The 20,273-nt window shown below is 65.4% G+C and carries 23 protein-coding genes; 16 read left to right on the forward strand and 7 right to left on the reverse strand.

The window, feature by feature from the left end:
• A partial coding sequence (locus tag ACLHHB_RS05200; protein WP_410217225.1) for a molybdopterin-binding protein occupies window positions 1–230 on the reverse strand: 230 nt, incomplete at its 3' end.
• Window positions 227–1,456, reverse strand: a complete 1,230-nt coding sequence (locus ACLHHB_RS05205) for an argininosuccinate synthase (RefSeq protein ID WP_410217226.1) — start codon at window positions 1,454–1,456, stop codon at window positions 227–229. The genes ACLHHB_RS05200 and ACLHHB_RS05205, both read right to left, overlap by 4 nt.
• A 304-nt stretch (window positions 1,457–1,760) precedes the next feature.
• Between ACLHHB_RS05205 and ACLHHB_RS05210 the strand changes: the two genes are divergently transcribed.
• From ACLHHB_RS05210 to ACLHHB_RS05220, 3 genes are all read left to right on the forward strand, one after another.
• The gene (locus ACLHHB_RS05210; RefSeq protein WP_410217227.1) at window positions 1,761–2,363 is read left to right on the forward strand and encodes a hypothetical protein; all 603 of its coding nucleotides are present in this window, start codon (window positions 1,761–1,763) and stop codon (window positions 2,361–2,363) included.
• 57 nt (window positions 2,364–2,420) lie between these two features.
• A complete protein-coding gene (gene ilvA, locus ACLHHB_RS05215; protein WP_410217228.1) occupies window positions 2,421–3,668 on the forward strand; it encodes a threonine ammonia-lyase IlvA in 1,248 nt (415 codons plus the stop codon).
• A 110-nt stretch (window positions 3,669–3,778) separates the two neighbouring features.
• A complete protein-coding gene (locus ACLHHB_RS05220) occupies window positions 3,779–5,065 on the forward strand; it encodes a PP2C family protein-serine/threonine phosphatase (protein ID WP_410217229.1) in 1,287 nt (428 codons plus the stop codon).
• On the opposite strand, the gene ACLHHB_RS05225 is transcribed toward ACLHHB_RS05220, so the two are convergent.
• Window positions 5,062–5,499 carry an NUDIX domain-containing protein gene (locus tag ACLHHB_RS05225; protein WP_410217230.1) on the reverse strand — a complete coding sequence of 146 codons (438 nt, stop codon included), beginning with the start codon at window positions 5,497–5,499 and terminating at the stop codon, window positions 5,062–5,064. The two genes, ACLHHB_RS05220 and ACLHHB_RS05225, sit on opposite strands and share 4 nt — an antisense overlap.
• Before the next feature lie 145 nt (window positions 5,500–5,644).
• On the opposite strand from ACLHHB_RS05225, the gene ACLHHB_RS05230 reads away from it, so the two are divergent.
• The 6 genes from ACLHHB_RS05230 to ACLHHB_RS05255 all read left to right on the forward strand — a co-directional run bounded on the left by ACLHHB_RS05230 (window position 5,645) and on the right by ACLHHB_RS05255 (window position 12,073).
• The gene (locus ACLHHB_RS05230; RefSeq protein ID WP_410217245.1) at window positions 5,645–6,667 is read left to right on the forward strand and encodes an Hsp33 family molecular chaperone HslO; all 1,023 of its coding nucleotides are present in this window, start codon (window positions 5,645–5,647) and stop codon (window positions 6,665–6,667) included.
• Window positions 6,664–7,257, forward strand: a complete 594-nt coding sequence (locus ACLHHB_RS05235; protein WP_410217231.1) for an NUDIX hydrolase — start codon at window positions 6,664–6,666, stop codon at window positions 7,255–7,257. The genes ACLHHB_RS05230 and ACLHHB_RS05235 overlap by 4 nt, the downstream gene beginning before the upstream one ends.
• Entirely contained in the window at window positions 7,257–8,414 is a 1,158-nt protein-coding gene (locus tag ACLHHB_RS05240) for a CCA tRNA nucleotidyltransferase (RefSeq protein WP_410217246.1), read from the forward strand. Before ACLHHB_RS05235 ends, ACLHHB_RS05240 begins: the two co-directional genes overlap by 1 nt.
• Window positions 8,411–10,255: an ABC transporter ATP-binding protein gene (locus tag ACLHHB_RS05245; protein WP_410217232.1), complete on the forward strand. Its 1,845-nt coding sequence runs from the start codon at window positions 8,411–8,413 to the stop codon at window positions 10,253–10,255. The genes ACLHHB_RS05240 and ACLHHB_RS05245 overlap by 4 nt, the downstream gene beginning before the upstream one ends.
• The gene (locus ACLHHB_RS05250; protein ID WP_410217233.1) at window positions 10,252–11,475 is read left to right on the forward strand and encodes a class I SAM-dependent RNA methyltransferase; all 1,224 of its coding nucleotides are present in this window, start codon (window positions 10,252–10,254) and stop codon (window positions 11,473–11,475) included. The genes ACLHHB_RS05245 and ACLHHB_RS05250 overlap by 4 nt, the downstream gene beginning before the upstream one ends.
• 76 nt (window positions 11,476–11,551) lie before the next feature.
• Window positions 11,552–12,073 carry a murein L,D-transpeptidase family protein gene (locus ACLHHB_RS05255; protein ID WP_410217234.1) on the forward strand — a complete coding sequence of 174 codons (522 nt, stop codon included), beginning with the start codon at window positions 11,552–11,554 and terminating at the stop codon, window positions 12,071–12,073.
• Between the two features lie 60 nt (window positions 12,074–12,133).
• Here the strand turns inward: ACLHHB_RS05255 and ACLHHB_RS05260 are convergent, their stop codons facing one another.
• Window positions 12,134–12,649, reverse strand: coding sequence for a CAP domain-containing protein (locus tag ACLHHB_RS05260; protein WP_410217235.1), 516 nt, complete (start codon window positions 12,647–12,649; stop codon window positions 12,134–12,136).
• 218 nt (window positions 12,650–12,867) lie between these two features.
• On the opposite strand from ACLHHB_RS05260, the gene ACLHHB_RS05265 reads away from it, so the two are divergent.
• Window positions 12,868–13,476, forward strand: coding sequence for a L,D-transpeptidase (locus tag ACLHHB_RS05265; RefSeq protein WP_410217236.1), 609 nt, complete (start codon window positions 12,868–12,870; stop codon window positions 13,474–13,476).
• A gap of 61 nt (window positions 13,477–13,537) precedes the next feature.
• Here ACLHHB_RS05265 and hemH read toward each other — a convergent pair whose 3' ends face one another.
• Together hemH and ACLHHB_RS05275 are read right to left on the reverse strand one after the other, a co-directional pair.
• Window positions 13,538–14,578, reverse strand: a complete 1,041-nt coding sequence (gene hemH / locus ACLHHB_RS05270) for a ferrochelatase (RefSeq protein WP_410217237.1) — start codon at window positions 14,576–14,578, stop codon at window positions 13,538–13,540.
• Window positions 14,575–15,420: an SAM-dependent methyltransferase gene (locus ACLHHB_RS05275; RefSeq protein WP_410217238.1), complete on the reverse strand. Its 846-nt coding sequence runs from the start codon at window positions 15,418–15,420 to the stop codon at window positions 14,575–14,577. Before ACLHHB_RS05275 ends, hemH begins: the two co-directional genes overlap by 4 nt.
• Between ACLHHB_RS05275 and ACLHHB_RS05280 the strand changes: the two genes are divergently transcribed.
• From ACLHHB_RS05280 to ACLHHB_RS05295, 4 genes are read left to right on the forward strand one after another with little or no spacing between them, the layout of a single operon-like run.
• A complete protein-coding gene (locus ACLHHB_RS05280) occupies window positions 15,419–16,186 on the forward strand; it encodes a ComF family protein (RefSeq protein ID WP_410217239.1) in 768 nt (255 codons plus the stop codon). The genes ACLHHB_RS05275 and ACLHHB_RS05280 overlap by 2 nt on opposite strands.
• Before the next feature lie 29 nt (window positions 16,187–16,215).
• Entirely contained in the window at window positions 16,216–16,479 is a 264-nt protein-coding gene (gene grxC, locus ACLHHB_RS05285) for a glutaredoxin 3 (RefSeq protein ID WP_410217240.1), read from the forward strand.
• Window positions 16,476–17,363, forward strand: coding sequence for a carbon-nitrogen hydrolase family protein (locus ACLHHB_RS05290; protein ID WP_410217241.1), 888 nt, complete (start codon window positions 16,476–16,478; stop codon window positions 17,361–17,363). Before grxC ends, ACLHHB_RS05290 begins: the two co-directional genes overlap by 4 nt.
• Window positions 17,338–17,802 (forward strand): MarR family winged helix-turn-helix transcriptional regulator, encoded by a 465-nt coding sequence (locus tag ACLHHB_RS05295; protein WP_410217242.1) that lies wholly within the window; start codon window positions 17,338–17,340, stop codon window positions 17,800–17,802. Before ACLHHB_RS05290 ends, ACLHHB_RS05295 begins: the two co-directional genes overlap by 26 nt.
• Here the strand turns inward: ACLHHB_RS05295 and ubiG are convergent.
• Complete coding sequence (gene ubiG, locus ACLHHB_RS05300; RefSeq protein WP_410217243.1) at window positions 17,799–18,530, reverse strand: bifunctional 2-polyprenyl-6-hydroxyphenol methylase/3-demethylubiquinol 3-O-methyltransferase UbiG; 732 nt, start codon at window positions 18,528–18,530, stop codon at window positions 17,799–17,801. The genes ACLHHB_RS05295 and ubiG overlap by 4 nt on opposite strands.
• A gap of 49 nt (window positions 18,531–18,579) precedes the next feature.
• Here ubiG and pip point away from each other — a divergent pair, with 49 nt between their 5' ends.
• Both pip and tspO read left to right on the forward strand, forming a co-directional pair.
• The gene (gene pip / locus ACLHHB_RS05305) at window positions 18,580–19,572 is read left to right on the forward strand and encodes a prolyl aminopeptidase (RefSeq protein WP_410217247.1); all 993 of its coding nucleotides are present in this window, start codon (window positions 18,580–18,582) and stop codon (window positions 19,570–19,572) included.
• Window positions 19,569–20,033, forward strand: coding sequence for a tryptophan-rich sensory protein TspO (tspO, locus tag ACLHHB_RS05310; protein ID WP_410217244.1), 465 nt, complete (start codon window positions 19,569–19,571; stop codon window positions 20,031–20,033). Before pip ends, tspO begins: the two co-directional genes overlap by 4 nt.
• Window positions 20,034–20,273: the final 240 nt, after the last annotated feature.

Below are 20,273 nucleotides of genomic sequence, written 5' to 3' on the forward strand. Positions count from 1 at the left end.
GTGCCGCCGGTCACCAGGATCAGGTCGGCACCGCCATCGGCCAGTTCGCGCAGCTTGGCGGCCACGGTGTCGCGGCCGTCGGGGATGATGTGACGCTCGATCTGCATGGGCGAGGTGATGACCCCGCGCAGCCAGGCTTCGGCGCCGGGGCCGCCCTTGTCCTCGTATTCTCCGCGCGACGCCCGGTCGCTGACGGTCAGAATCGCGATGCGGGCGGCCCCTTTGCTCATTTCGTCACGCGGGCGTTGCGGTTGGCGATCAGCTTCAGCCGCAGGGCGTTCAGGCGGATGAAGCCTGCCGCGTCCTTCTGGTCATAAGCGCCGGCATCATCCTCGAAGGTGACATGCGCCTCGGAATACAGCGAATGATCCGACCAGCGACCCACGCACGTCGCCAGACCTTTGTAGAGCTTCAGCCGGACGGTGCCGGTCACGTGCTCCTGCGACTTGTCGATCAGGGCCTGCAGCATCTCGCGTTCGGGGCTGAACCAGAAGCCGTTGTAGATCAGCTCGGCATAGCGCGGCATGATCGAATCCTTCAGGTGACCCGCGCCGCTGTCCAGCGTGATCTGCTCGATCCCGCGATGGGCCTCCAGCAGGACGGTCCCGCCCGGGGTTTCATAGATGCCGCGCGACTTCATGCCGACAAAGCGGTTTTCCACGAAATCCAGGCGGCCGATGCCGTGCTTGCCACCCAGTTCGTTCAGCTTGGTCAGGATCGTCGCGGGTGACATGGCCTCGCCGTTGACGGCCACCGCGTCGCCCTTCTCGAAGGTCACTTCGATGAATTCGGGCGTGTCGGGCGCATCCTCGGGGTTCACGGTCCGCTGATAAACATAATCGGGCGCGGCCTCGGCGGGGTTTTCCAAAGCCTTGCCCTCGGAAGAGGTGTGCAGCAGGTTGGCATCCACGCTGAAGGGCGCCTCGCCGCGCTTGTCCTTGGCAATGGGGATCTGGTTCTGTTCGGCGAACTCGATCAGCTTGGTGCGCGAGGTCAGGTCCCACTCCCGCCAGGGCGCGATGACCTTGATCGAGGGGTCCAGCGCATAGGCCGACAACTCGAACCGGACCTGGTCATTGCCCTTGCCGGTCGCACCATGGGCCACCGCATCCGCGCCATGTTCCTGTGCAATCCGCACCAGGTGCTGCGAGATCAGCGGCCGTGCGATGGACGTGCCCAGCAGATAAAGCCCTTCGTACAAGGCATTGGCGCGGAACATTGGAAAAACGAAGTCGCGCACGAATTCCTCGCGCACGTCGAGGATGTGGATGTTCTCGGGTGCAATGCCCAGCATCTCGGCCTTCTGGCGCGCGGGCTCCAGCTCCTCGCCCTGGCCCAGGTCGGCGGTGAAGGTGATCACCTCGCAGCCATATTCGGTCTGCAACCATTTCAGGATGATGGAGGTGTCCAGCCCCCCTGAATAGGCGAGGACGACTTTTTTCGGCGCGTCGGACATGCGGTGACCCCTTCGAAGTTTCCGGGGGAATACGGCGAAACCAGTGTTGTCACAAGGGCGTGGAGGCACGATATTGCGCAGGCTTTCAGAACGATGAGATTTCTATAAACAGATTTCTAGATTTGCCGAAGCGCTGGAATGCCCGTTTGGACGGGCGTTGGCGAGTAGCAGCGCTCGCTTTACGAAAACCGAAGGAACAGTGGGCCGTCCTGTTCCGGCGCGTGCGGCGCGACTGCTGGTATCTGACCGGCATCGTCGAGACAGTAGTGCTTCTGCCGAACCTTCTGAGCCATGACCTGCCAGATTGGTCGAACCCGCAACAGTTGCCCTGTTGAGTGCGAACTTGGGAATCGCCATAGCAGGATGGGCGCTGACTCTCGGCCGAAGCCTAGAACGCTGGCCAGGTCTTCTGCTGGCGCTGACGACTTCGGTTCCTGTGCTGCTTGCGATGACCGCTCGCTCTGAAGCGCGGCAAACCTTGGCACGGGTCTTTCAGGTCATGCCAGACGCTTTTCCAATAACGCTGGACCTGCTGACCGTCCTTTATGCCCTGTGGTTGATCTTCGCGTTTGTGAGCGTGATGCTGTTCGTGCTTTTTGGCGTCACCTTGGCCCTTCAGATGTTTGGCGGCACCTGGAAACAGGCGAGGACCAGGCTTACCACAGCCATTCGGGTTGGCCTCGCCTTTGCCGGCATGACGGTGACGCCGTTTGCAGGAGCCTTGCTGCTGAATCAGCATATCATCGAGCGGGGGCGCACGCTCGACACGTTTCCCGTGTCGCGTTGTCTGTTTGCTGACGGCACAGCCCGGCCGGACAGGGTTGCATATTTTTCGGACAATCAGGTCTTGGCCTGCTTTGCAGATCGCAACTGGCCCGCCGTCGTCGCCTGCCGGCTGGCCGTCTGATTTCGATCCGCAGCCTCGTTGCTTGCCAAATCGGACATTTCGCGGCATGGGGCGGGAATGGAAAATTTTGTCGCCTCCGTCCGTCTGGCCGAGGCCGCGCTTCGCGACCTGTTCGAGCCCACTCCGTTGCAGCGCAACGATCATCTGTCCGCCAAACACGGTGCGGACATTTGGCTCAAGCGCGAGGATCTGACGCCGGTCCGCAGCTACAAGCTGCGCGGCGCCTTCAACGCGATGCGCAAGCTGGTGACCCCCGGGATCGGGGCACAGGCGCATTTCGTCTGCGCCAGCGCGGGCAACCATGCGCAGGGCGTGGCCTATGCCTGCCGCCATTTCGGTGCGCGTGGCACGATCTTCATGCCGGTGACCACGCCCAAGCAGAAGATCGACAAGACTCAGATCTTCGGCGGCGACGCGGTGCGGATCGTGCTGACCGGCGACTACTTCGACCAGACGCTGGCGGCGGCGCAGGCGTTCTGTGCCCAGGAAGGTGCACAGTTCCTGTCGCCCTTCGATGCACCCGACATCATCGAGGGGCAGGCCACCGTTGCCTTGGAAATGCTGGCCCAGCTGGGCTGCGCACCTGACATGGTCGTGCTGCCGGTGGGCGGCGGCGGCCTGTCGGCTGGCGTCACCCGCTATTTGCAAACCGAGGCGCCCGACACGCGGTTCGCCTTTGCCGAACCCTTAGGCGGGGCCAGCCTTCAGGCGGCCTTGCAGGCCGGGGCGCCCGTTGCCCTGCCCGCCGTGGACAGCTTTGTCGACGGGGCGGCAGTGGCGCGCATCGGCGCATTGCCCTTCGAGGCGCTGTCGCGCTTTTCGCCTTCGGACGTATTCCTGGCCCCGGAGGATCGCATCTGCCGCACCATGCTGGAGATGCTGAACACCGAAGGTGTTGTTCTGGAACCCGCCGGTGCCCTGGCGCTCGATGTGCTGGGCGATCTGGGCGACCTGACCGGCAAGACGGTTGTCTGCGTCTGCTCGGGGGGAAATTTCGATTTCGAACGTCTGCCCGAGGTCAAGGAAAGGGCGCAGCGGTTTTTGGGCGTTAAGAAATATTTCGTCCTGCGCATGCCGCAGCGCCCAGGCGCCTTGCGGGAATTCCTGGACCTGCTGGGCCCCGACGACGATGTCGCCCGGTTCGAATACCTCAAGAAATCGGCGCGGAACTTCGGCTCGGTGCTGATCGGGATCGAGACTTCGGCACCGGCCAACCTGACGGCGCTGATGCACAGGCTGGACGGGTCCGGGTTTGCTTATCGCGATATCACCAATGACGGCATCCTGTCGGAACTGCTGGTCTGAGGGCGAACGCATTCGTCAAATGCTTCCGCGCCTAAAGCGATTGCAAGTTTAGCGAATAGGCCGTGCCCGAGTTTACCTAGTCTTTACCAGCGCCCGGATAGCCATGGCGCATGAGACCCGCGAAACACCCCGAACTGGAAGCCCCCCTTGCGACCCAGCCCCCGCGGCGAAGGGTCCTGATCGTGGGCGGCGGCGCGCAGGAGCGCCGTCCCTTGGCCAGCATGCTGGTCCGGCAGGGATATGAGGTTTCGCATGCGGCAAAGGGCGCTGACGGACTGCGCCTTTGTCACGACATGACACCGGACCTGATCCTGTCGGCTTGGTCCCTTCCCGACATGAAAGGCGTCGATTTCTGTCGCGCCTTTAGGCAAACGGAGCGGCTCAGCCACGGCTATGTCGTGCTGCTGACCTCGCCCGGCGACGGGGCCGATATCGTGGCGGGGCTGGAGGCGGGGGCCGACGATTTCCTGCCCCGCCCCATTCAGGCCCAGGACCTGCTGATCCGGCTGGCCGCAGGCGAACGCATCCTGCGTATCGAGGACGAGCTGCGGGCCTCCAACACACGCCTGCGCACTGCCTTGTCGCAGCTGAACGAAACGCAGGCCGCGATCGAGCGCGACCTGCGCGAAGCGCGCAAGCTGCAGCAGGGGCTGGTGCGCGAACGCTCGGGGCGGTTCGGACCTGCCGAGATCAGCGTGCTTCTGCGCCCAGCGGGGCATGTCGGCGGCGACCTTGTCGGGTTCTTTCCCATTTCGCAGGATCGGGTGGGCTTTTATGCGCTGGACGTGTCCGGGCACGGGGTCACGGCCGCGCTGCTGACGGCACAGTTGTCGGTACACTTGTCCGGCTCCTCCGAACAGAACGTCGCCCTGCGCGGCGCGCAATCGGGCGACGAGGCCGCAGGACCGGTGGCCTTGGCCCGCTTCTTCAACAACATGATGCTGGAGGAAATGAACACCGACAGCTATTTCACCATGATCTATGGCGAACTGAACCATGCTTCCGGTCTGCTTCGCATGGTTCAGGCCGGGCATCCGCATCCGGTCCTGCAACGTCGGGACGGCTCGATCACGCGCCTCGGCCGCGGCGGCATGCCCATCGGCCTGATCGAGACGCCGATCTTTGACGAAATCGTGGTCCCGATGCAGCCCGGCGACCGCCTGCTGGTCACGTCGGACGGGATCAACGAGGCCGAAACGCCGAATGGCCGCCAGCTGGGCGACGAAGGCGTCGCGGCGATCATGCGCACCAACGCCTTCCTGAACGGACATGTGTTCCTGGAATCGATGGCTTGGTCCGTGTCGGAATATTCCCGTGGCAAGCGACAGGACGACATCTCTGCCGTACTGGTCGAATTCCGCGGGGATGCCACGCTGATCCCGATGAACCCGGCCTAGGCCAGCCAGCGCGCAAGGGCGTATCGCGATCCCGCATCGACCAGCAGGTCCAAGGCCTTGTCGGGGGTGACCCAGTGGGCGCTATGACCGGGCTCGGCGGGTTCCGACACAGGCAGCACGGGCCGCGCCACCCAGATCTGGCACAGCTTTTCGGCCTGCAGGTCATAGTCCGGCATATAGCAGAAGCGGCGATAGGCGGTCAAAAACCGCGGCTGTCCGATGCTCCAGCCGGTTTCTTCGCGCACTTCGCGGTGCAGTGCGGCCAAGGGCTGTTCGCCGGGATCGATCCCGCCGCCCGGCAGCTGGAATTCCGGGACCGGCGCTTCCTGGCGGGTCAGCAGGAGACGGCCGTCGCGCCACAGGATGGCATAAGCGCCGGGCCTGCGGCGGTAACGCAGGCCGCCCCTTGGCGGTTGTCCGAAACGAGCAATCATGATGATCCCTTGCTGATGGCTGCGTGATAAACCGCGCGGGCCCTGACGGAAAGGCGGCCTCTTGGGATTGGCGGAAAATTCCCTATATTGGGCGCAACCGGGCCGGCCCCTGAGGGTTGTGCCGCCGACATCTCAAGGATTCATGATGAACACAATCAACCAGATCGCCTGGGACGACACCATTCTGCCCTTTCAGCTTGACCGTTCGGACATTCGCGGCCGCGTGGCACGGCTGGATGGGGTTCTCGATCATATCCTGTCGCGTCATGACTATCCGCCTGCCGTGGGGGCCCTGGTGGCCGAGGTGGCCCTGTTGACCGCACTGATCGGTCCCACCGTCAAGCTGCGCTGGAAGTTGAGCCTGCAGGTGCGGGGCAATGGCGCCGTGCGGACGATCGCCGCGGATTATTACGCGCCCGAAGGCGAAGACAAACCTGCCCGCATCCGGGCCTGGGCCAGCTTTGACGCCGATCGTCTGGACGGGCGCCCGCCCTTCGAGCAGATCGGCGAGGGTTATTTCGCGATCCTGATCGACCAGGGCGCGGGCAGCACGCCCTATCAGGGCATAACGCCCTTGGCCGGCGGCTCGATCTCGGCATGCGCGCAAACCTATTTTGCGCAGTCCGAGCAATTGCCCACGCGGTTCCAGCTGTCGTCGGGCCTGTCGCGCGTTGCCGGTCAGGCGCCGCAATGGCGTGCCGGCGGCGTGATGCTGCAAACCCTGCCCGCGCAGCCTGCCTCGCCCGCCGAAGGCGGCACCGGAGAGGGCGGACTGATCGAGGCCGCAGACATTCTGCAGGGCGCGGAATCCGAGAACTGGAACCGCGCGAACATGCTGCTGGACACGGTCGAGACGCTTGAACTGATCGGACCGACGGTTGGCCCGACGGATCTCCTGCTGCGCTTGTTCCACGAGGAAACGCCGCGGGTCTTTGATGCGCATCGGGTCGAATTCGGCTGTTCCTGCACCGCGGATCGGGTGCGCGACACGCTGTCCATCTATTCGGCCAAGGACATCGGGCACATGACCACGCCCGAGGGGATCGTGACGGCCGACTGTCAGTTCTGCGGCGCGCATTACGAGTTCGACCCCCAGAGCCTAGGATTCGAGGCGACGGTGGATGCCGATGGCAATGCCCTGGACAACAGCGACAAGGCGGCCCAGTGAGCGTGATCTGGTCCGAAGCCCGGCTGAGCGATGCCTTGCGCCTGTCCTGCGGGCCCAGTTCGGACTATGACCTGAACCCCAAGGTCGCACCGCCCGAGGGGGCGCTGCGGCCTGCGGGGGTTCTGGCTGCCTTCCACGCGGATGACGGGCGGCTGGTTCTGACCAAGCGCGGGTCCGGCCTGCGTCATCATCCCGGCCAGATCGCGCTGCCCGGCGGCAAGGTCGATCCCGGCGATGCCGATGCGGTCGCAACCGCCTTGCGAGAGGCGCAGGAAGAGGTGGCCCTGGACCCCGCGCAGGTGCGCATCCTGGGTTGCCTGCCCCCGCACCGCACAGTGACCGGCTTTTCCGTCACGCCGGTGGTGGCCCTGATCGATGGCCCGTTCCAGCCCCGCCCCGAGGCAGGAGAAGTTGACGAAGCCTTCACCCTGCCCTTTGACCATGTTGCAGATCCCGACCGTTATCGGATCGAGCGGCGGCGTTGGCTCGGCGGCTGGCGCAGCTACCATGCAGCACCTTTTGGCCCCTATTATCTCTGGGGTGCCACCGCGCGCATCCTGCTGGGTCTGGCGCGCAGGTTGAACGCTTGATCCGTGTGCCCGACAGCCTGCTGGGGGATCCGGTCCTGTGCCGCGTTCTGGATGCCATGACCGCCCAGGGCCATGGCGCTTGGCTGGTGGGCGGGGCGGTTCGCAACGCCCTGCTGGCCGAACCGGTCGACGACATCGATATCGCCACGGACGCCACGCCCGAGCAGACCGTTGCGCTGGCGCGTGCGGCCGGTCTGCGGGCCGTACCGACAGGCATCGAGCATGGCACGGTCACGCTGATCGCCAAGGGTCGCGGCTTTGAGGTCACGACCTTTCGTCGCGATGTCCAGACCGATGGGCGCCATGCCATCGTCGCCTTTTCGACTAACCTTGCCGAAGATGCGGCACGGCGCGACTTTACGATCAATGCGCTTTACGCCGACCGGACGGGGGCGGTGATCGACCCGATGAACGGCCTGCCTGATCTGGAGGCGCGGCGCCTGCGCTTTGTCGGCGATCCCGGTCAGCGCATTCGGGAGGATTATCTGCGCATCCTGCGCTTCTTTCGCTTTTTTGCACGCTATGGGCGTCAGGCCGACGCACGGGCGGTGGCGGCCTGTGCCGATCATCGCGACGGCCTGAACGGCATTGCCCGCGAACGCATCGGCACCGAGATGAAGAAGCTGTTGTCCGCCCCTGATCCAGGGCCTTCCATGGCCTTGATGGCTGAAACGGGGGTTCTGGGCCTGCTGCTTCCTGGTGCCGATCCTGCGCGCCTCTCGGCCCTGCTGGCCATCGAGGATGGGCCCCCTGCCTGGTTGCGCCGACTGGCGGCATTGGGGGCCCACGACCCGGCACTTGCGCTGCGCCTGTCCCGCGCCGAGGGACGGGCACTGGACCTGCTGGCTCAGGCTGCCGCCAAACACTGGTCCTTGGACGAAGCTGCCTATCGGCAGGGCGAGGAGTTTGCCGTGGATCATGCCCTTCTGTGCGCGGCAGCGGAGGGTATGTCCCTGCCGGCGGGCTGGCGCGACAGGATCGCGCGGGCCGCAACGGCACGCATGCCGATCACGGCGGCTGACCTGTCCCCCTTGCAGGGCCCGGACCTGGGCCGGGCATTGAAAGCGGCCGAGACTGCCTGGATCACCTCGGGTTTTTCGTTGCCCGCGCCTGCCTTGATCGATGCGGCCCATCTGGCCCGAAAGGATGCACCATGAGTCTTCACGCCCGGTTCGGACGCATGGTCGACGCCTTTCGGCCCGCCGAAGGTCCCCCACCCCGCACATTGCTGGCGTTCTTTCGCTGGTGCCTGTCCGGGGCTTGGCCGGGCTTGGGTTTTGCCGCCTTTGCGTCGGCGATGGGCGGTGCGGCGGATGTCGTCTCGGCGCTGCTTCTGGGCCTGGTGGTCGATGCCGTGACCAGCAGCACGCCGGGGTCGTTCTGGACCGACAACGGGGCGCTGATCGCGGGATTTGCCGCGTTCTTCCTGATCATCCGGCCCGCCATCTTTGGCCTTTCCACGGCCAGTTCCAACGTGATCATCGGGCCCAACATCCTGCCCCTGGTGCTGTCGCGCCTGCATCGGTGGACAATGGGCCACGCGGTGACCTTCTTTGACAACGACTTTGCCGGACGGCTGGCGCAAAAGCAGATGCAGACGGCCCGCGCCGTCACGGATGTCGCCTCGGAAATGGTGAACGTGGTGGCCTTTGCCCTGGCCTCGGTCATCGGGTCGGCCGCCTTTCTGATGGGCGTGGACGGCTGGGGCGCGCTGGCCCTTCTGGTCTGGCTGGGGGCCTATTTCCTGCTGATCCGCTTTTTCCTGCCGCGGATCCGGGCCAAGTCGGGCGCACGCGCTTCGGCCAGGGCCAATGTCACGGGGCAGGTGGTCGACACGATCACCAACATCAAGACCGTCAAGCTGTTCGCCCATGCCGATCACGAGGATCAGGCAGCGCTTGGCGCGATGGCAGGCTTTCGTGAACGCGCGCTGGATTTCGGCGTGGTCTCGACATGGTTCCGACTGTCGCTGATGGTCGTCGCGGGTATCCTGCCGGTGATCCTGGTCGGCGGCACGATCATGCTGTGGCGCGACGGGGCGGCCTCGGTGGGCGATGTCGCGGCCTCGGGCGCGATCGCCATGCGGCTGTCGCAGATGACGGGCTGGGTCAGCATGGCCCTGATGGGCATGTGGGGCAATATCGGCGAGGTCGAGGACGGGATGCAGACCCTGTCGCCCCCCCACGCGCTGACCGATATTCCGGATGCCGAGGTGTTGGACCGCGTCGGGGGCCGGATCGAGTTCGACCATGTCGATTTTGCCTATGGCCGGAACGAGGGCGGCATCCGCGACATGGTGCTGACCATCTGGGCGGGCGAACGGATCGGCATCGTCGGCGCCTCGGGTGCGGGCAAGTCCACCTTGGTGGCGCTGCTGCTGCGGCTTTACGACGTGGAGCGGGGCGCGATTCGCGTCGATGGGCACGACCTGCGCCACGTGACGCAGGAAAGCCTGCGCCGCCAGATCGCGATGGTGACCCAGGAAACGGCGATGTTCAACCGTTCGGCCCGCGACAACATCCTTTACGGCCGCCCCGACGCGTCCGAAGCTGACATCATCGCCGCCGCCAAGGCTGCCGAGGCGCATGACTTCATCCTGACCCTGCGCGACCACGCAGGCCGCACCGGTTATGACGCACAGCTGGGCGAACGTGGGGTCAAGCTTTCGGGTGGACAGCGCCAGCGGATCGCACTGGCCCGTGCCTTCCTCAAGAATGCGCCGATCCTGGTGCTGGACGAGGCAACCAGCGCACTGGACAGCGAGGTCGAGGCGCAGGTGCAGGACGCGCTGACCCGCGCCATGCAGGGCAAGACGGTCCTGGCCATCGCCCACCGCCTATCCACCATTGCCGAATTGGACCGCATCTTGGTGATCGAGGACGGACGCATTGTCGAACAGGGCAGCCACGACGAGTTGCTGGCCCGCGACGGCCGCTATGCCCGTTACTGGTCACGCCAGTCAGGCGGCTTCTTGGGCATGGACGAGGCCGCGGAATGAGCCTGTGGACGATTGAACGACTGGGCCGCCGCGGTGATGGCGTGGCCTCGGGCGATCAGGGTCGGGCGCTGGCTCCCTTGGTTCTGCCGGGAGAGGTGATCGAGGGCGAGGCACAGGATGGCCGCATCGCGGCGCCGCGGATCATCACGCCTTCGTCCGATCGGGTGCGGCCCCTTTGCGGCCATTACCGTGCCTGCGGAGGCTGTGCGCTGATGCATGCCACGGAAGCGTTCACCACGAACTGGAAGCGCCAAGTGGTCGAGACCGCATTGCAGGCGCAGGGCCTGGAGGCGGTAGTGAGCGGGGTCGATGTGTCGCCGCTTTATTCGCGCCGGCGGGCCGTTCTGTCGGGACGCCGTACGAAAAAGGGGGCGTTGCTCGGCTTTCATACCCGCGCATCCGAGGTGCTCGCCGATCTGGCGGAATGTCATGTCCTGCATCCGGGAATCACGGCGGCGCTGCCGTTGCTGCGCCGGATCGTCATGGCGGGGGCTTCGCGTTCCGCCGAACTGACGCTGACGGTGATCCGAGGGCCTGCCGGTCTGGATGTGGCCGTCCGGGGGGGCAAGCCGATGGAGCCCGCGCTGTTCCAGTGCTTGGCCGCCTTGGCCGAGGAGGGCGATCTGGCGCGGCTGGATTGGGATGGCCAGTCCATCACGCGCCGCACGCCGGTTCTGCCGATGGGCCGTGCGCAGGTCATCCCGCCACCCGGCGCATTCCTGCAAGCCACCGCCGAAGGCGAGGCCGCGCTTTTGTCAGCCGTGCAAAAGGCAGTGGCCGGTGCCTCGCTTGTGGCCGATCTGTTCTCGGGCTGCGGTACCTTTTCCCTGCCTCTGGCGGCCGCGTCGCGGGTCCATGCCGTCGAAGGCTTGGCCGCGCCTCTTGCTGCGCTTGATTCGGCCTGGCGCGAGGCAGGTGAGCTTCATGCCGTCACAACCGAGACGCGAGATCTGGCACGCCGCCCTCTTCTGCCTGACGAGTTGAAGCGCTTTGACGCAATCGTGATCGATCCCCCGCGCGCAGGGGCCGAGGCACAGATCCGCCAGATCGCTGAAGCGCGGATTTCTCGTATTGCATTCGTCGCCTGCGATCCCGTCAATTTCGCCAAGGATGCGCGGATTCTGGCCGATGCGGGGTACCGCTTCGACGATCTGCGTGTGGTCGATCAGTTTCGCTTTTCGCCCCATGTCGAAATCGTGGCCAGCTTAAGTCTTCCTTAAGGCTTTGCTAGGCATGGATACGATGGCTGTGGTATTCACGGGCTACAAAAAACCAAAAAACACGGCAGAGGCAGTGATGAGCAGAACGACCCGTCGGACCTTCACGATTTCGATGCTGGCCCTGTTGGCCGCATGCGGGAAGCCGCAGCAACCCAGCAAGTTCCAGCACTATTCGGGCACCCCGATCACGCAGATCAACGTGAACAAGGGTCAGCGTCGCATGCACCTGCTGAGCGGAACGAACGTCGTCAAATCCTATGACGTCAGCCTCGGCAACCAGCCTGTCGGGCACAAGCAGTTCTCGGGTGACGGAAAGACCCCCGAAGGGATCTACTATGTCGATCGCTTCAACCCGCGCAGCGCTTATCACCTGTCGGTTGGCGTATCCTATCCCAACCCCAATGATCGCGCCTTTGCCGAGGCGCATGGACGAGACCCGGGGGGCGATATCTTCATCCACGGCCGCGGGCCCCAAGGCAACAACCTGTTCCCGCGCCAGCGTGACTGGACGGCCGGCTGCATCGCTGTCACCGACGAAGAGATCGAGGAGATCTATGCCATGGTGCCTCCGGGCACCCAGGTCGTGATCATGCCCTGAAGGGTTCCATGCCCGTGTGATGACAAAGCCCCGGCATCGCCCGGGGCTTTTTGCTGCAGGTCAGCGGGCCGTCAGAAGGGTCCACCAGACCTTGCCCGAGGGTTCGCGGAACCAGGAAAACCCCAAACGCATGGCAGAAGGGTCCATGATCACGTCACGCGTGTCCCGCGTGCTCATCCAGGCAGCCAAGGTCTCCATCTCGTTCTCATAGGTTTCGGAAATGTTTTCGCCGACCAGCGTGCCGGCAAAGCCTGCGCGCCGCGCACGATCCAGCGGCGACGAGCCGTCCGAACCCCAGTGCCACGCCCGGTTCTGGGCCGACATGTCGCGCGAATGGGCCATGGCAGCCGCATCCAGTTGCGGATCGGGGGACAGGGGGCCTTGCCCGATATTGGCCCGCAAGGTGTTGATCTGCTGCAACACCTGCGCACGGATCGACGCGTCATCGGTCGGGGCAGGCTGGGCCACCGGCGCCTGTTCGACCGGCATGACCGGGGCCTGACCCTGCAGGTGACGCGGTGTGCAGGCGCCCAGCGCAAGCATCGCAACCACTGCGACAAAGCTGATTCCGTTCATGTTTCCGGCGCCCTCATCGTTCTTTTGATCGAGATGTATCGAACCGCTGCCCGGGCTTCAAACCCAACTCTGCGTGAGAACGCATCGCGGCGCAACGAGGCCCCTCGGCCGCAGGGTTTGAATTGCCGCGAAAGGGTCCCAGGGCTATATTCCGGGGGCCGCCCGCGCGGCGGCATCAAACCCCGCCTGCAAGAGCGGTGAACTAAGGATTCGAGTCGATGAGCAGATCGTCCTCTTTCAACCGCCGCGCCTTTCTGGGCTCGGCAGCGGCACTGGGCGCCGCGGGGCTGGCGCTTCCCGCGCTTGGCCAGCAGCTTGCCCCCGTTCCCGCGATGCCGGCAGCCGCGCCGGTGAACTCCGGGCCGCAGCACAACATTTCCAGCTTTCGCATGCAGGACTGGCGGCCCCATTTCCAGAATCTGAGCAACGGCGCGATCCTGTGCGATCTGACCTCGCGCGCGGTCCATTACTGGTCCGAGGACGAAAGCACCTATCGCGTGTATCCGTCATCGATCCCGGTCAGTGAGGATCTGATCCGCACCGGCCGTACCGAGATCATCAAGAAGGTCGAAGGCCCCAGCTGGGCCCCCACGCCCGAGATGAAGAAGCGCAATCCCGACTGGCCCGATTTCGTGCCCCCCGGGCCGGACAACCCGCTTGGAACCCATGCGCTGTGGCTGTCCTGGCAGTATTACCGCATCCACGGCACGCATGACACGCGCAAGATCGGGCGCAAGTCGTCGAACGGCTGCATCGGGCTTTACAACGAACACATTGCCGAACTGTTCGGCCTGGCCACTGTGGGAACACAGGTTCTGGTCATGTGACAGGGCGTGGTGCGGCGTGAAACAAAGGGGGCCTTGGGGCCCCCTTTTTGCACCGCCCCGTTCAGGCGCGCGGCTCGACCCAACCGCTGATGTTTTCGCGAATCACCTCCAGCATGACCCGGACATGGGCTGCGTCGTCGTTGAGGCAGGGGATGTAGGTGAACGCGTGACCCCCGGCTTCTTCGAAGCTTTCGCGGATCTCGCCGTTGATTTCCTCCAGCGTCTCGATGCAATCGGACGAAAAGGCGGGCGAGATCACAGCGATGTCGGTGTGCCCCTGCCGCGCCAGTTCGGCCACATGTTCCACCGTATAGGGGCGCAGCCATTCCTCGCGCCCGAAGACCGATTGAAAGGTCGTGTCGATGATGCCGTCCGGCCAGCCCAGTTCTTCCTTCAGCAGGCGCGAGGTCTTCTGGCACTGGCAGTGATACGGATCGCCTTGCATCAGGTAACGCTTGGGCATCCCGTGATAGGACGCGACCAACTTTTTCGGCACCTTGCCGTCCAGCGCGCGTCGCACGCTGTCGGCCAGCGCCTTGATATAGTCCGGGCGCCCGACATAAGGCTCGCATGTCCGCACCGCCGGCTGCCATGTCTGCTTCATCAGGGCGCGGAACAACTGGTCGTTGGCCGTGGCCGAGGTGGGACCCGCATATTGCGGATAAAGCGGCAGGAACACGATGCGCCGGCAGCCCGCGTCCACCATCCGCTGTAGCACGTCATCGGTCGACGGATTGCCGTAGCGCATGCAGAAATCGACCATCACCTGGTCGCCCCATTCCTGGTGCGCCAGTTCGGCCAGCGCCTTGGTCTGCGCCTTGGTGATCGTCATCAGGGGGCTTTCGTTTGCCTCCTCGTTCCAGATCAGCTTGTAGTTTTTGCCCGAGGTAAAGGGCCGCTTGGTAAGGATGATCCCCTGCAGCAGCGGCTGCCATTTCCAGCGGGCGATGTCGATCACGCGGCGGTCCGACAGGAACTCGTCCAGATAACGGCGCATGGACCAGTAATCATAGCCGTCCGGCGTGCCCAGATTGGCGATCAGGATGCCCGTCCTGGCAGGCTTGATCGCGGGATGATCGGCAGGCGCGTGGGTCGGTCTCATTGTTCTTTCTTTCTGATTTCTTCCAAGGCATCGGCCAGAGACTTTTGCGCCGATCCGGGCCGCAGCGGCTTGGGCTGGCTGTCCGACGGCGCCCATCCGGTCAGAAAGACCAGATCAAAGGTGACCGCAACACGGGACGGATCGTCGCGGTCCGCGCTTTGTTCGGCCAGGATCGCCCCCGCCCGGGCCAGGACCCCGCGCCGCGTCGGGTGGCGCAGGCGTGCCGCCATGGCGTTCCCCTCGCCCATGGCCCGCAGGTCGCGGCCCAGGTGGAACAGGTCGCGATAGCTGGTTCGTTGCGGCAGCAGATCGACCACCGGCAATGCCAGCCCCGCGCGATCCAGCAGGGCGCCCAGGTCGCGGATCTCGCCCATCGGCAGGATGCGTGGCGACAGGCCGCCCGTTTCCTCGGCTTCCGCCTGGGCCAAGGCGGCGCGCAGTTCCGACAAGGTCTGGTTGGCAAAGCAGACCCCGATGAACAGCCCGTCCTCGCGCAGCGCGCGGCGGCATTGGACGATCTGACCCACGGGGTCATCGGCCCAGTGCAGCGCCATGGCATGGATCACCAGATCATGCGCACCCGGCTGCAGGTCCAGCACCGGATCGTCGGCCACGACCCGGGCATCCGGAAAGCGCGGGCCCCAGACCTGTGGGAAACCCGTGACAAGGGCGGGCGCCGTAAAGGTTCTGTTAACCTCGGCCAGCCTATCCTCGATCTCGTCGGCGGCGATCTGGTGGAACAGGTCAACAAGGCCGCTGCGCGCCGCGCGTGCGCGCTGGCGGGCCAAGGCCTTGCTGTCGGTCAGGGCGGGGCGGCTGGAAGGCGAGGCAGGTTGGGTCATGGGACTGGAACATAGGGTGCTTTCAGGGGCGATGAAAGCGGCGCTGCAGCTGCTTTATCCGCCTCAGTGCCTGTCTTGCGGGACGGGCGTCGCGGACACGGGCGTGGGGGCCGTCCACCTTTGCCCCGCCTGCTGGTCCGAGGCCGCCTTCATTTCGGGGGCTTGCTGCGATTGCTGCGGTGTCCCCTTGCCCGATGATGGCACCGGCGTGATTCAGGCGCTGGTCTGCGACGACTGCCTCCGGGCCGTCAGGCCGTGGTCGCGGGGGCGTGCGGCGCTTGTGTATTCCGGCACGGCCCGCAAGCTGATCCTGGCACTGAAACATGGAGACCGGCTGGACCTGGCGCCCCCCATGGCGGCTTGGCTGGCGCGGGCGGCGCGCCCCCTGGTCGAGCCCGACATGATCGTGGTCCCCGTGCCCCTTCATCTGCGTCGCCTGATGAAACGGAAATACAACCAGGCGGCCCAGGTGTCGGCGCGGATGGCGCGCGCGCTGGGGCTGGATCATCAGGCCGACCTGCTGATCCGCCTCCGCCACACGCCTTCGCAGGAGCGGCGGGGCGCGGGCGAACGTTTTGCCAACCAGAGCGGTGCACTGGCCGTCCATCCGCGCCGGATGTCCATGGTGCAGGGGCGTCCCGTCCTGCTGGTCGATGACGTGATGGCCTCGGGGGCGACCATCAGTACAGCCGCCAGTGCGCTGCTGGAGGCGGGATCGGGTCCGGTTTCGGTCGCGCTTCTGGCAAGGGCGGTCAGGGATCACTAGATAAGAGCCCACAACCAGAAAGGATGACCATGCCTGCCATCGAGATCTATACCACCCGCACCTGCCCGTTCTGCATCCGCGCCAAGTCGCTGCTGAAGGAAAAGGGCGCCGATTTTACCGAAATCGATGTGGGCTCGGACCCGTCCAAGCGTGCGGCCATGACCCAGCGTGCCAACGGCAAGCGTACCGTGCCGCAGATCTTTGTCGGCTCGACCCATGTGGGGGGTTGTGACGACCTTTACGCGCTGGACCATGCGGGCAAGCTGGACGCCTTGCTGAAGGGCGCCGCATGATGGCTCCCTCGTCGCTGACCGTGGGGCTGATCCAGCTGACGGTCGGTGACGATCCGGCCCTGAACCTGCCCCGGACGCTTGCACTGATTCGTCAGGCGGCCGCCCGGGGCGCCCGGCTGGTCCTGACGCCCGAGGCCACGAACCTTCTGTCCCCCGATCATGTCCGACAACGCCAGCTGCTGCGCCCGGAGGCGCAGGATGCCACCCTTGCCGCCCTGCGGGTCGAGGCGCGGGACTTGGAAATCTGGCTGCTGATCGGGTCGCTGGCGCTGGCCACGGGGGATCCCGATGGCCGCTTTGCCAATCGCAGCCTGCTGATCGGGCCCGACGGCAGCATTGCTGCCCGCTATGACAAGCTGCACATGTTCGACGTCACCATCAGCGACACCGAGGCTTATCGCGAAAGCGCCGCTTATCGGCCTGGCGACAGGGCGGTGCTGGCACAGGCGGCCGGCGTGCCCCTTGGGATGACGGTCTGCTATGATCTGCGCTTTCCGCATCTCTACCGGCAACTGGCACAGGCGGGCGCGCAGGTGCTGACCGTGCCCGCGGCCTTCAACCCGGTGACAGGTACCGCCCATTGGGAGGTGCTGTTGCGGGCCCGCGCGATCGAGACGGGATGTTTCGTTCTGGCGCCGGCACAATGCGGGATGCATCCCGCGCCCCATTCTCCCGACCGTCCAGCGCGCCGCAGCCATGGCCATAGCTTGGTAATCGATCCCTGGGGTGCCGTTCTTGCGGACGCAGGGGAAGAACCCGGCGTGACCACCGTGACCCTTGACCTTTCTGCGGTTGTCGGGGCACGGTCGCGCATTCCATCCCTGACACATGACCGGCCCTTTGCGGCCCCGGAAGGCCATGACGACACGCGCGACCGATCCTGATTCCCAGACAACGGACCGTCTGGCGGCCAGCCTTTTTGCCGAAGTGCTGATCGCCGAACAGTTGTCGCGCGAACTGATCAGCAAGGCCCTGCCGCGAGGGATGCAGATCTCGCATTTCTCGGTGCTGAACCTTCTGGCCCATGTGAACGAGGAACGGACTCCGGCCCAACTGGCCTTGGCCTTTCATGTGACGCGCGGGGCCATGACCAATACGCTGTCGCGGCTGGAATGGGCGGGCCATGTTCATATCCGTCCCGACTGGGACGATGCGCGGCGCAAGTTCGTGTCGATCAGCCCTGCGGGTCGTGCCGCGCGCGATGCGGCGCTGGCCTCGTTCATGCCGCTGATCGGGGGCGTCGTGCGCAAGATCGGCGCCGAAAAGGTGCGCAGTGCCCTGCCCGTCCTGCGGGAACTGCGCGCCCAGCTCGAGGGCGGCTAGACCTGCCGCGCCGTCAGGATATAATTCACCGAAAGGTCGCGATCCGACAGGCGCCAGCCGAAGGTCACCGGGTTGAAGACCATTCCTCGGCGGTCCACCACCATCAGGCCGGCGCTTTCGGCCTTTTGCGACAGCTCGTCCGGCGTGATGAAGCGTGTCCAGTCATGGGTGCCGCGGGGCAGCCAGCGCATGATCCACTCGGCCCCGATGATGGCGGCGCCAAAGCTGCGCATCGTGCGGTTCAGCGTCGACAGGATCACCAGCCCGCCCGGGCGCACAAGACCCTGACATGTGGCGACAAAGGCTGCCGGATCGGCCACATGTTCGACAATCTCCAGCGCCAGGACGACATCAAAGGCTTCGCCCGCCTCGGCTAGGGCCTCGGCCGTGGTGGCGCGATAATCGACGGTCAGCCCCTGCTGGTCGGCATGCACCCTAGCCACGGCGATATTGCCTTCGGCCGCGTCGGCACCGACCACCTGCGCCCCCAGCCGCGCCACGGGTTCCGCCACAAGGCCGCCGCCGCAACCAATGTCCAAGACACGCAGTCCTTCAAACGGCCGAAGGTTGCGCCGGTCCCGCCCGAACTCGGCCGCTATCTGGTCGGCGATGTAATCCAGGCGCAGGGGGTTCATCAGGTGCAACGGCCGGAACTTGCCGTTGGGATCCCACCATTCGGCGGCCATGGCCTCGAACTTGGCGATCTCGGCGGGGTCGATGCTGCTCATGCGGGCGGTCCTTCTGGCGGGCGACGTCAGTTGGGCTTATAGTGACAGGATGGACCGATTGGCAGGACAAATCTCCGCGTCACATGGCCGCCTTCACCCGGCGGCCGAACCCTTTGCCCGCCACACGATCGACGTGGGCGACGGGCATAGCCTTTATGTCGAGGAATGCGGCAACCCGGACGGGCGGCCCGTGCTGGTCCTGCATGGCGGCCCCGGCGGCGGATGCAGCCCCTTCATGCGGCGTTTCTTCGATCCGGCCCATTACCGGACCGTGTTGTTCGACCAGCGCGGCTGCGGACGCTCGCGTCCCACGGCCTCGGTCGAGGCGAACACGACGCAGCACCTGATCGCCGACATCGCGATGATCCGCGCCACCCTGGGGATCGACCGCTGGCTGCTGTTCGGAGGCAGTTGGGGCGCGACGCTGGCCCTGGCCTATGCCGAGACGCATCCGGGTCATGTCAGCGGCCTGATCCTGCGTGGTGTCTTTCTGGGAACACAGGACGAACTGGACTGGTTCTATGGCGGCGGCGCGGCGCGCTTTTTCCCCGACCTGTGGGCCCGGTTCCAGGAGCCGATCCCGCGCGCGGAACGCGGCGACATGATCGCCGCCTATCACCGCCGCCTGTTCGACGAGGATGCGGGGCGACAGACCCGTTTCGCCCAGCCTTGGCTGATGTGGGAAAATGCACTGGCCGGGTTGCAGTCGGCCGCCGTCAGCCATGCCCCGCCCGACTATGCCCGCGCCTTTGCCCGGTTGGAGAATCATTATTTCAGCAACCGCTGCTTTCTGGACGAAGGGCAGCTGCTGCGCGACCGTGCCCGGATCCAGCACCTGCCTGCCGTCATCGTGCAGGGCCGCTATGACATGGTCTGCCCGCCCGCAGGTGCCCATGTCCTGGCCCAGGGCTGGGAAGGCTGCGACCTGCGCCTTGTTCCCGCCTCGGGCCATGCCCTGTCCGAACCCCGCATCACCGCCGAACTGGTCGCGGTCATGGATTCGATCCGCGACGAAGACCGCAGCCGGAAAACCGCCCCATGAGCCTGAACCTGTTCCTGATCTTCATCCTGGCCAGCGGCGCCGCCGCCACGACGGGCGTCGTCTTCCGACCCGGCCCCTGGTACGACGGGCTGCGCAAGCCGGGCTTCACCCCGTCGAAATGGGCATTCCCCGTGGCCTGGAGCGTCATCTATCTCCTGTCCGCCATTGCCGCGTCGCGGGTGGCCCTGCTGCCGGGGGCTGGCCTGGCGCTGGCGCTGTGGGCGGCGCAGATCGCGCTCAACACGCTGTGGACGCCGCTGTTCTTCGGCGCCCGTCAGATGGCGCTGGCCCTTGTCGTGATCGTGCTGCTGCTGATGACGGTGGCCAGCATGGTGCTGGCCTTCTGGTCGCTGGACTGGCGTTCCGGGCTGCTGCTGCTGCCCTATCTGGTCTGGCTGTGCATCGCCACGGCCCTGAACTGGCGCGTTTGGCGGGACAATCCCGATGCCGTGGGACGCTGAGCGCCCTTGCACCCGGAGGTCTTTGGCGCTATATGCCCTTTCAACAGCGGTGCAGGCGTCCAAACCCTGCCCACCGGAACTTCCGCATGGGGCCCGCTGACGGCCCCTTTTTCATGTCCGAAAGGATCCCCATGTCCGACGACCTGTCCCCTACCGGCGGCGTTTCCGCGACAAACGACCTGATCGCCAAGACCGCCATCGACCGGCGCCTGGCCGAGATCATCACCCCGGTGATCGAGG

The organism is Paracoccus sp. (in: a-proteobacteria), assembly GCF_046462195.1.
Taxonomy (GTDB): Bacteria; Pseudomonadota; Alphaproteobacteria; order Rhodobacterales; family Rhodobacteraceae; genus Paracoccus.